At 63.1% G+C, this 12068-nt stretch carries 4 protein-coding genes; all 4 read right to left on the reverse strand.

All coding sequences use genetic code 11. The features are described 5' to 3' along the window. The coding region (locus ACP7BV_RS21445) for a retention module-containing protein (protein ID WP_426106677.1) at positions 1–7434 on the reverse strand (7434 nt) is incomplete at its 3' end. Positions 7435–7544: 110 nt separating this feature from the next. Further along, complete coding sequence (locus tag ACP7BV_RS21450) at positions 7545–8183, reverse strand: LuxR C-terminal-related transcriptional regulator (protein ID WP_426106678.1); 639 nt, start codon at positions 8181–8183, stop codon at positions 7545–7547. A gap of 1 nt (position 8184) precedes the next feature. Continuing rightward, positions 8185–9591 carry an HlyD family type I secretion periplasmic adaptor subunit gene (locus tag ACP7BV_RS21455; RefSeq protein WP_426106680.1) on the reverse strand — a complete coding sequence of 469 codons (1407 nt, stop codon included), beginning with the start codon at positions 9589–9591 and terminating at the stop codon, positions 8185–8187. A gap of 8 nt (positions 9592–9599) precedes the next feature. Then, positions 9600–11801 carry a type I secretion system permease/ATPase gene (locus ACP7BV_RS21460; RefSeq protein WP_426106681.1) on the reverse strand — a complete coding sequence of 734 codons (2202 nt, stop codon included), beginning with the start codon at positions 11799–11801 and terminating at the stop codon, positions 9600–9602. Positions 11802–12068 lie beyond the last annotated feature (267 nt).

Genomic DNA, 12068 nt, shown 5'->3' on the forward strand with positions numbered 1-12068 from the left:
GAAGACATCGGTGTAAGTAGTCCCATCGACAAACTCGTTGTGTGCCGAATTCGCTTCGTAGGTCCATTGACCGTTGGTCTGAAGTACCACCGTACCGTGAGTGCCGGTGAATGTACCTCCGACATAGCTTGCTGCGCTGTCGATATCGGTAACTGTCAGGGTCCCCGATGCGGTCAGGATGGCGTCCGATTCTGTCAGTGGTACCACGGCGGTGCTCAGCACCGCGGCATCGTTGGTGCCCAAGATATTAACGGTAATCGTCGTTGCCGAGCCGTCAGCGCTCTTGACGTTGAACACATCGGTGTAAGTGGTACCGTCGACAAATTCGTTGTGTACTGAATTTGCCTCGTAGGTCCATTGGCCGTTTGTCTGCAGCACCACCGTGCCGTGAGTACCGGTGAAGGTACCTCCGACATAACTGGCCGAGCTGTCGATATCAGTAACGCTCAGCGTGCCCGATGCGGTCAGGATGACGTCCGACTCGGTCAGCGGTACCACCGCGGTGCTCAGTACTGCTGCGTCATTCGTGCCCAGGATGTTGACGGTAATCGTGGTAGCCGTACCGTCAGCGCTCTTGACGTTGAAAACATCGGTGTAAGTGGTGCCGTCGACAAACTCGTTGTGTATTGAATTTGCCTCGTAGGTCCACTGACCGTTGGTCTGCAGCACGACTGTACCGTGGGTGCCGGTAAAGGTACCCCCGACATAGCTTGCGGCGTTATCGATATCGGTGACGGCCAGGGTGCCGGACGCGGTCAGAATGACGTCGGATTCGGTCAGCGGGACGGTTGCGGCGCTGAGTACTGCTGCGTCATTCGTGCCCAAAATGTTGACGGTAATTGTCGTCGTCGTCCCATCCGTGCTCTTGACATTGAAGACATCGGTGTAAGTAGTCCCATCGACAAACTCGTTGTGAGCCGAATTTGCCTCGTAGGTCCACTGGCCGTTGGTCTGCAGCACCACGGTGCCGTGAGTACCGGTGAATGTGCCCCCGACATAACTGGCGGAGCTGTCGATATCGGTAACTGTCAGGGTCCCCGATGCGGTCAGGATGGCGTCCGATTCTGTCAGTGGTACCACGGCGGTGCTCAGCACTGCGGCATCGTTGGTGCCCAAGATATTAACGGTAATCGTCGTTGCCGAGCCGTCAGCGCTCTTGACGTTGAAGACATCGGTGTAAATGGTGCCGTCGACAAACTCGTTGTGTACTGAATTTGCCTCGTAGGTCCACTGGCCGTTTGTCTGCAGCACCACAGTGCCGTGAGTACCGGTGAAGGTGCCCCCGACATAACTTGCGGAACTGTCGATATCGGTAACGGTCAGCATGCCCGATGCGGTCAGGATGACGTCCGACTCGGTCAGCGGTACCACCGCAGTACTCAGCACTGCGGCATCGTTCGTGCCGAGGATGTTGACGGTAATCGTCGTCGCCGTGCCGTCAGTGCTTTTGACGTTGAAAACATCGGTATAAGTGGTGCCGTCGATAAACTCGTTGTGTGCCGAATTTGCCTCGTAGGTCCACTGGCCATTGGTCTGCAGCACCACCGTGCCGTGAGTACCGGTGAAGGTCCCCCCGACATAACTTTCGGAACTGTCGTTATCGGTAACGGTCAGCGTGCCGGATGCGGTCAGGATGACGTCGGATTCGGTCAGCGGAACTGTCGCGGCGCTGAGTACTGCTGCGTCGTTAGTGCCTAAGATGTTGACGGTGATCGTCGTCGCCGTCCCATCCGTGCTCTTGACGTTGAAGACATCGGTGTAAGTAGTTCCGTCGACGAACTCGTTGTGTGGCGAATTAGCCTCGTAGGTCCACTGGCCGTTAGTCTGCAACACGACTGTACCGTGGGTGCCGGTAAAGGTACCCCCGACATAGCTTGCGGCGTTATCGATATCGGTGACGGTCAGGGTGCCGGACGCGGTCAGGATGACGTCCGACTCGGTCAGCGGTACCACCGCAGTACTCAGCACTGCGGCATCGTTCGTGCCCAGGATGTTGACGGTAATCGTGGTAGCCGTACCGTCAGCGCTCTTGACGTTGAAGATATCGGTGTAGGTGGTACCGTCGACAAACTCGTTGTGTGCCGAATTCGCTTCGTAGGTCCATTGACCGTTGGTCTGAAGTACCACCGTACCGTGAGTGCCGCTGAAGGTGCCTCCGACATAACTTGCAGAGCTGTCGATATCGGTAACGGTCAGCATGCCGGATGCGGTCAGGATGACGTCGGATTCGGTCAGCGGGACTGTTGCGGCGCTGAGTACTGCTGCGTCATTCGTGCCCAAAATGTTGACGGTAATCGTCGTCGCCGTCCCATCCGTGCTCTTGACATTAAAGACATCGGTGTAAGTAGTCCCGTCGACAAACTCGTTGTGTACCGAATTCGCTTCGTAGGTCCACTGGCCGTTAGTCTGCAGCACCACGCTGCCGTGAGTACCGGTGAAGGTACCTCCGACATAACTGGCCGAGCTGTCGATATCAGTAACGCTCAGCGTGCCCGATGCGGTCAGGATGACGTCCGACTCGTTGAGCGGTACCACCGCGGTGCTCAGTACTGCTGCGTCATTCGTGCCCAGGATGTTGACGGTGATCGTGGTCGCCGTGCCGTCAGCGCTCTTGACATTGAAGACATCGGTGTAAGTAGTCCCATCGACAAACTCGTTGTGAGCCGAATTTGCCTCGTAGGTCCACTGGCCGTTGGCCTGCAGCACCACAGTGCCGTGAGTACCGGTGAAGGTGCCCCCGACATAACTTGCGGAACTGTCGTTATCGGTAACGGCCAAGGTGCCCGATGCGGTCAGGACGACATCAGATTCGGTGAGTGGTATCACCGCGGTGCTCAGCACTGCGGCATCGTTGGTGCCCAAGATATTGACGGTAATCGTGGTCACCGTGCCGTCGGTGCTCTTGACGTTGAACACATCGGTGTAAGTGGTGCCATCGACAAATTCGTTGTGTGCCGAATTCGCTTCGTAGGTCCATTGACCGGTGGTCTGCAGCACCACAGTGCCGTGGGTGCCGGTGAAGGTGCCGCCGACATAGCTTGCGGAGCTGTCGATATCGGTAACGGCCAGCGTGCCGGATGCGGTCAAGATGACGTCGGATTCGGTCAGTGGTATCACCGCCGTGCTCAACACCGCAGCATCGTTGGTGCCCAGGATGTTGACGGTAATCGTCGTCGCCGTCCCATCCGTACTCTTGACGTTGAAAACATCGGTGTAAGTGGTGCCATCGACAAATTCGTTGTGTGCCGAATTAGCCTCGTAGGTCCACTGACCGTTGGTCTGCAGCACCACCGTACCGTGAGTACCGGTAAAGGTCCCTCCGACATAGCTTGCGGAGCTGTCGATATCGGTAACGGTCAGCGTGCCCGATGCTGTCAGGAGGGCGTCAGATTCTGTCAGCGGCACCACGGCGGTGCTCAGCACAGCAGCGTCGTTGGTGCCCAGGATATTGACGGTAATCGTCGTCACCGTGCCGTCAGTGCTTTTGACATTGAAAACGTCGGCGTAAGTGGTGCCATCGACAAACTCGTTGTGCGCGGAATTTGCCTCGTACGTCCATTGGCCGTTGGTCTGCAGTACGACTGTACCGTGGGTGCCTGTGAAGGTGCCCTCGACATAGCTTGCAGCGCTGTCGATATCGGTGACGGTCAGCGTGCCCGATGCGGTCAGGACCACGTCCGACTCGGTCAGCGGTACCACCGCGGTGCTGAGTACTGCTGCGTCGTTCGTCCCCAAAATATTGACGGTGATCGTCGCGGACGTGCCGTCAGAACTCTTGACGTTGAATATATCGGTATAGGTCGTACCGTCCAAAAATTCATTGTGCGGCGAGTTTGCGGTATAGGTCCACTGGCCGTTTTCCTGCAATGCGATACTGCCGTAGGTGCCAGTGACGGTGCCGGGGGCAAAGGTGGCGGGATTGTCGGCATCCGTGATCGACAGCGCGCCGCTCGCCGTCAGCGCCAGGTTGCTCTCTTCCAGGTTGACCACAGCCGCGCCAATCACCGCAGCGTCGTTGGTGCCCGCGATGTTGACCGTAATCGTGCTCGGCGTACCGTCTTCGCTGGTGACGACGAAAACGTCCGTGTAAGTGGCGCCACCGACAAAGCTGTCGTGGGCCGAATTGGCGGTAAAGGTCCAGGCGCCGTCGGCGGCAATGTTCACGCTGCCGTAGTTGCCGATGATGGTCTCGGCCGTGAACGACGCAGGGCTGTCTGCATCGCTGATGGTCAATACGCCCGACGTCGTGATCGGCTCGTTTGTTTCAAACAGGTCCACGCTGGCCGTACTGATGACGGCGTTGCCGTTCGAGCCGAGGATGTTGACGGTGATCGTGCTGGCGGTGCCGTCGGCGCTGTTCACGGTGAACGTGTCGGTGTAGGTCGTGCCGCCGGCGAATTCATCGTGAATGGAGCTGGCGGTGTAAGTCCAGGCGCCGTTCTCGGCGATCGACAAGCTGCCGTACGTGCCTGGCAGCGTGGCAGCGACAAAGAGCACCGCATTGTCGACGTCGGACATGGTCAGCACGCCGCTGGTGGTGAGCACGCTGCTGCTTTCAATCAGCGTGACGCTCGCGGTGCTGATGACGGCAGCATCGTTGGTGCCCAAGATATTGACCGTCACGGTGCTGGTGGTGCCGTCGGTGCTTGCGACCGTAAAGACGTCGCTGTACACTGCGCCGCCGGCAAATTCGTTGTGCGCGGAGCTGGCGGTGTACACCCACTGGCCACTGGCCTGCAGCGCAAGGCTGCCGTATGTGCCGGTGAAGGTGCCGGTCACGAAGGTGGCCTGGCTGTCGACATCGGTGATGCTCAAGGCGCCGGACGACGTGAGGATGGCATTGGTCTCCTCCAGGCCGACCGTCGCGGCGCCAATCACTGCCGCGTCGTTGGTGCCCAGGATGCTGACGGTGATCGTGCTGGCCGTGCCGTCGCTGCTGGCAACGGCAAAGGTGTCGGTGTAGGTGGCGCCTGCGGCAAACTCCGGATGCGCCGAATTGGCGCTGTAAGACCACTGGCCGCTGGCCTGCAGCGTGACGCTGCCGTAGGTGCCTGCGATGGTGGCCGGCGCAAAGCTCGCCGGGCTGTCGACGTCGGCGATGCCCAAGACGCCGCCGGTGGTGAGCACGGCGCCATTTTCGGTCAGGGTGGCCGTCCCCGCGCTGATCACGGCGGCGTCGTTGGTTCCCTGGATGCTGATGCTGATGGCCGCCGTCGTGCCGTCGGTGCTGGTGACGGTGAAGCTGTCGCTGTAGGTCGCGCCGCCGGCAAAGCCGTCATGCGCCGAGCTGGCGGTGTAGACCCACTGTCCATCTGCCTGCAGCGTGATGCTGCCATGGCTGCCCTGGAGTGTGCCGGGCACAAAGGTGGCGGGGCTGTCGACGTCGCTGATGGCGAGCGTGCCGGACGTGGTGAGCACGGCGTCGGTCTCGGTCAAGCTGGCGCTGGCGCCGCTGATCACGGCCGCGTTGTTGGCACCGCTGATATTGACCGTGATGGTGCCGGTCGTGCCATCGGCGCTGGTGACGGCAAAGACGTCGCTGTAGGTGGCGCCGGCGGCAAATTCGGGGTGCGCCGAGCTGGCCGTGTAAGTCCACTGGCCGTCGGACTGCAGTGCGATGCTGCCGTAGGTGCCCGCAATGGTGGCGGGGACAAAAACGGCCGGGCTGTCGACGTCAGCGATGCTCAGCGTACCGGCGCTGGTCAGCAGCGCGCCGTTCTCGGTCAGGCTGACGCTCGCATTGCCGATGACGGCAGCGTCGTTGGTCCCCGCGATATTGATGGTGACGGTGCTGGCGGTGCCGTCGGCGCTGGTGACGGTGAAGCTGTCGCTGTAGGTGGCACCAAAGGCAAACTCGTTGTGGGCCGAACTGGCGGTGTAATTCCAGTTGCCCGCAGCGTCGATCGCCAGGCTGCCGTAGGTGCCGGGCACGGTGCCTGGCACAAACGTGGCGGCGCTGTCGGCGTCGCTGATCGCCATGCTGCCAGATGCCGTCAGCACGACGTCGCTCTCGGTCAGGTTGGCCGCGGCGGCGGTGATGATGGCCGCGTCGTTGGTGCCCACGATGTTGACGGTGACGGTGCCGGTCGCGCCGTCGCTGGCGCTCACGGTGAAGGTGTCGCTGTAGGTGGTCCCGGCGGCAAACTCATTGTGGGCGCCGCTGGCGGTATACGACCAGGCGCCGGTCGCATTGATCGCCAGGCTGCCGTAGGCGCCGGCCAGCGTGGCCGGAACAAAGGTGGCGGGGCTGTCGATGTCGGTGATCGCGAGCGTCCCGGCGGCGCTCAAAGGCGCGTTGGTTTCGGTCAGCGTCACACTGCCCGGGGTGATGACGGCCGGGTCATTGACCGCGCCGACGTTCAGGTTGACGGTAGCGGTGGCGCTGCCGCCCTGGCCGTCGCTGACGGTGTAGGTGAACGAGGCGGGGCCGTTGTAATTGGCCGCAGGCGTAAACACCACGCCGCCGCCCACGAGGGCCACGCTGCCGTTGAGGGCGCCCTGGACGCTGGTGATGGTCAGCGCGTCGCCGTCGGCGTCGGCGTCGTTGCCGAGCAGGGTGGCTTGGGCGATCGTCAGCGGCGTGTCTTCCAGCGCGCCAATGGCGTCGGCGGCGGCGCCCGGCTGCGCATTGAGTTTGACGGCGCTGCTGCTGGCGCTCACCAGGTTGCCGTTGGCGTCGGCGGCGGTGGCGGTGACGGTCACGCTGCCGCGGCCCATGGACGACAGGTCGGCACTGGCGCCAAACGTGCCGTCGGCGTTGACAATGGCCGTCACGCGCACATCTGGCGTGGCGGGGTCGCTGTCTTGCACCAGCAGGGTGACGCTGCTGCCTGCTGCGGCGCTGGTGCTGCCCGTAATGGGAACGGCGAGGGCGCCGCTGCCGGGCGCAATCGTGCCCGGCAGCTCGACGCTGATCGTGCCCGCAGGTGCGCTTTCGGTGGCCGCGCCCAGCGCCAGAAACTCGGGCCGGGTGGCATCCGCTGCGCTGGTGGTGGCGCTCTCGAGCGGCGTGGTCGACTCGCTGATGCGCAGCAGTTCGACAAAACTACTGCCGTTGTCGTCGCCGCCGCCGGCGGCAAGGCCGGCCGCGGGTTCCTCGATCAAGCCGTCGAGGCTGCCATTGCCGGTCAACAGCGCCTGCGTCACGTCACCCAGCTCGCCGTTGGCCGGCATCAGGGCGGCGTCGCGCGTCTCGGTCTCGCCCGGCGCAAACACCTGGCCGTCGAGCGTGACGGTTTCATTGGCGCCGATCAGGTAGTTGCGGCCCGAATCGAAGGCAATTTCGACTTTGCCTCCCTGCGCGGTGACGATCACGTCGCCTTCATACACCGGGTCGCCCAGGTGCAGCGCGCGCACCGCGCCGTCGGGGGAGCGGGCCGTGGCGTTACCCGCGAGAAGGGTAACTTTACCGATGAGGTTGCCTGTGATCGCCATTGTAGTGCTCCATACGGATGAGTAGATGCTTCAACTATAGCAGTCGGGGTTGCCTATCGGCATTGTCCTGAAGTACAGTACGGCAACAAACGTATGGAAATTGCAATAAACTACGATGGCTGGCGCTCTCCCACGAGCAGAGCCAGTTGCAGCCGGTCGCGCAGGTCGAGTTTTTCCAGGATCGCGCCCATGTGGGCCTTGACGGTGCGCTCTGTGATTGCCAGTTCGCGCGCCACTTCCTTGTAGCGCATGCCGGCGCCGGCCAGTTCGGCCACTTGCGCTTCGCGCGGCGTGAGGCGCTCGCGCCAGTCGGGGCGGGCGGCCGCTGCGGGGACCTGGATCAGGTGCTGGACCGACAGGATCCGGTGCATCAGCGTCTCGCCGATCCACAAGCCGCCCTGCGTGACGACCGAGGCCACCTTGGCCAGCAGCGGCGCGCCGGCGTGGCTGTTGCAGTAGCCGCGCGCCTGCGCCGACAGCGCGGCCAGCGCTTCGGCGTCGTTCGGGGTGTCGCTCAGGATGACCACCGGGAGAAGGCCGCAGCGCTGGTGCACGGCGCCGACCATGGCCGCCAGCTCGAAGCTGCCATCGAGACGCAGCCAGAGCACCGCAGACGCGGCGGGAGCGCGGTCCAACTGGTCGATGGCAATGGCGCGCGCGCCGCTGAAGGCTTCCCGCCAGGCGGGCAGCATGATCCCGCTGGGGGAAATGAACAGGTGATCGGTCAATGCCAAATGGTCGGTCCTCATGTCAGCGTTCGGTCATGGCGGCCGATTTGGCGCGCAAGACCGGTTTGAGCAGGTAAGACAGGATCGTCTTCTTGCCGGTGATGATGTCAACTTCTGCCACCATGCCCGGGATGATCGGCAGGTTGCCCGCCAGCGTGGCCTGGTCGGTTGCTACGCGCACGGTGTAAAACACATTGCCACGGTCGTCCGTCACGGAGTCGGCGCCGATATGCTCGAGACTTGCATTGAGGCCGCCGTACACCGAAAAATCATAGGCCGTGAACTTGACGATGGCGCGCTGGCCGGGTTTTAAAAACGCGATGTCGCGCGGCGCCACTTTCGCTTCGAGCAGCAGGCGCCCTTCGAGCGGCACGATTTCGACCACGTCGCGCCCCGGCTGAACCACGCCGCCCACGGTGTTGACCAGCAATCGCTTGATGGTGCCTTTCACGGGCGAGCGCAGCGCCGACTGCTTGACCCGGTCGGCCAGGCCGGTGCCGCTCTGGAGCAGCGAATTGAGGCGCGCCATGGTCTCCGAATACTCCTTGCTGGCCGTATTACGGTAAGTCAGTTCGACCTCCTGCACCTTGCGGGTCGACTCCGAGATGCCGGCCTGCACGCGCGCGATCTGCGAACCGGCAATCTCGCCTTCGGCCTTGAAGCGGTCGACGTCGCGCTGCAGGCGCAGCAGCTCCACTTCCGAGACGGCGCCCGAGGCGAGCAGGGGCTTGGTCACGGCCAGCTCGCGCGCGGTCGACTCGTACGACTGGGCCGCCTGGCGCTTTTTCGTGGTCGCTTCATTGAGTTCCTGCGAGCGCTGGGCCAGCTGCTGGCGCGCGATCGTCAGCTGGGTCTGCAGTTCGGAGGTCGCCGTTTCGTACAGGCGCCGCTCTTCGTCCACCGTGCGCGGGTCGCCCGCCACCGCTTCGGGCGGCGGCACGAAGGGCTTGTTTTCGCCCAGCGCGCGCAGGCGCGCCGCCTTGGCCAGCAGCGACAGGTACTGCGAGCGGTTCTCGCGCACGGTGGACTCGAACCGGGTCGAGTCCACCTGCAGCAGGATCTGGCCTTCGGTGACCATGTCGCCTTCCTTGACCAGGATCTGCGAGACGATGCCCCCGTCCAGGCTTTGCAGCACCTGCAGCTGGCGCGCGGGGATGACCTTGGCGTCGCCGCGGGTGATTTCATCGACCTGCACCAGCGCCGACCAGACGATGCCGAGCACGATGACGCCGGCCAGCGAATACATCAGCACGCGCGCGCGCAGCGGTTCCTGGCCGATGATGATGCTGTCGGCGTCCTTCATGAAGTCCGACTCGCCGCTCAAGGTGGTGCTGTCCTTCCAGCGGTTAAGCCAGTGGCCCGTACCCTGGTCGAAGCGCACCCGGAACGCCTCCATCGCGCGCAGCACGGCGCCGCCGGTTTTTGTCAAGCGCCCTGTCATGCGGCCCGCCCGACCTGGCCGGTCTGCAGCGCGTGCATGACCTTGTCGCGGGGCCCGTCGGCCACCACCTTGCCTTCATCCATGACGATGATGCGGTCGGCCAGCTCCATCAGGCTGGAGCGGTGGGTCACGATGATCATGGTCTTGTGCTGGGCATAGCGGCGCATGCGTTCCTTGAACTGGGCTTCGGACGGGTGGTCCATGGCGCTGGTCGGTTCGTCCAGCAGCAGCACGGGCGGGTCGAGCAGCACCGCGCGCGCGATTGCCACGCTCTGGCGCTGGCCGCCCGAGAGCGATTCGCCGCGCTCGCGCACCAGCATGTCGAAGCCTTCCGGATGGCGGTTGATGTACTCGGTCAGGCCCGCCAGTTCGGCCGCCGCCACCACGGCGCGGTCGTCCGCGTAGGGGGCGCGGATGGTGATGTTTTCGCGCAGCGAACCGTAAAACAGCAGGCAATCCTGCTCCACGTAGCCGACCGAGCGGCGCAAATCGGCCGGGTCGAGCTGGCGCAGGTCGACCCCGTCGAGGGCGACGGCGCCCTTGGTCGGCGCGTACAGGCCGAGCATGAGTTTTTGCAGCGTCGACTTGCCCGAGCCGATGCGCCCGATGATCACCACGCGCTCGCCCGGCTTGATGCGAAACGAGACCCCGCGCAGCGCTTCTTCGGGGCGGTCCGGATAGCTGAAGTGGACATCCTTGAATTCGATTTCGCCGCGAATTTCAGGACGGTGAATGAAGGCGCTCTCGTCGCTGCGCTCGCTCGGCGTGGCCATCACGTTTTCCAGCGCCTTGAGCGAATTTTTGGCCCCTTCGAACTGCAGCAGCAATCCCACCATCTGGCCCAGCGGCGCCATGGCGCGCCCGGCCAGCATGGTCGAGGCGATCAGGCCGCCCATCGACATCATTTTTTCGTGGATCAGGTAGACCCCGGCCACCACCACGCACACATTGACCAGCTGGGCCAGCGTGGCGGCCGCGTTCATGCTCGACGACGAGAGCAGCTTCAGTTCGGCCGACACGCGCGCCAGGAACGCGGTCGACTTTTCCCAGCGCGCCTGCATCTGGCTTTCGGCGCCGTGCGCCTTGATCGTTTCGAGCGCGGTGAGCGACTCGATCATGGTGGCGTTGCGCAGCGCGGCGGCGCGAAAGGTGGTTTCGGACAGTTCGCGCATCTTGTACTGCACCAGGTAGCTGTAGATGATGACGATGATAATGCCCAGCAGCGGAATGAACACCAGCGGCCACGAGATCCAGGCCAGCACGATCAAAAACAGCAGCGCGAAGGGCAGGTCGATCAAGGTGGTGACGGTAGCCGAGGCGATGAAGTCGCGCACCGTCTCGAACGAGCGCAGGTTGGCGGCAAAAGCGCCCACCGAGGCCGGCCGGTGCGCCATGCGCATGCCCAGCACGCGTTCCATGATCATGCTCGAGAGCTTGATGTCGATGCGCGAACTGGCCAGGTCGACGAAGTGACCGCGCAGCAGGCGCACCATGTAATCCATCAGCAGCACGATCACGATCCCGCCGCTGAACACCCACAGCGTTTCGACGGCGAAGTTGGGCACCACGCGGTCGTACACGTTCATCGTAAACAGCGGCATGGCCAGGCCGAGCAGGTTGATCAACAGGGCCGAGGCCAGAATATCCTTGAAGATCGGGCGCTGCTCGAGGATGGTGCCCCAGAACCAGTGACGTTGCGGGACCGCGACCAGCGGCGGGGTGCGCTGGTCGAAGCGGAAATGGGGGCGCGAAAAAATGGCGATGCCGGTGTAGCGCGCCTGCAGGTCGTCGCGCGACAGGTAGGCGGCGCCCTGGCCGGCGTCGGGCAGCAGCAGCTGGGCTTCGCCCGCTTCGTTCCAGCCCAGCAGCACGCCGGCCTGATTGTCGTGCAAAAGCAGGATCACCGGCAGCAGCGCCTGGTCAACCTTGGCCAGCGTACGGCGCACCACCTTGGCCGAAAAGCCGGCGTGGGCGGCGGCGCGTGCAAACAGCGACGGCGTCAAGCCTTGCTCGGCCAGCGGCAACCCGGCCGAAAGCGCGGCGCGGGTGCTGGGACGGCCGTGGATGCGGGTCAGCTCGACCAGGCAGTCGAGCAGCGGATCGGGGTGCAGCAAGTCTTCGCGAATGCCAAGGTCGGGTTCGCTGCTGGGGGGAGGCGGGCTCGAAGCGAGTTCCGCCGGTAAATTCAGTCTGGTCATAGCGTCAGCGCCAAGTCGTCCTGTGCCGCGTGCGGCAGGACCGGTTCATCGAAACAATGCGTTGCATGCGGCAAAGTTATCTTGAACAATACTCCAATTAACAATGGCGTGGTAAGTGGTGCGATGCACCCCGATTTCTTGGGGGTTTGCTTTTTTTTCAATGGCGCGCGAGGCGCGCACTGTCCGGGTACAGACGAAGGCAGGGTCTGCGCGATGTTGCTTGCAATCGGATAATTACATTGTGTAAATTCGTGGTTCATTCTACAG

Origin of the sequence: Massilia sp. TSP1-1-2 (assembly GCF_049896185.1) — a bacterium.
GTDB lineage: Bacteria > Pseudomonadota > Gammaproteobacteria > Burkholderiales > Burkholderiaceae_D > Telluria_A.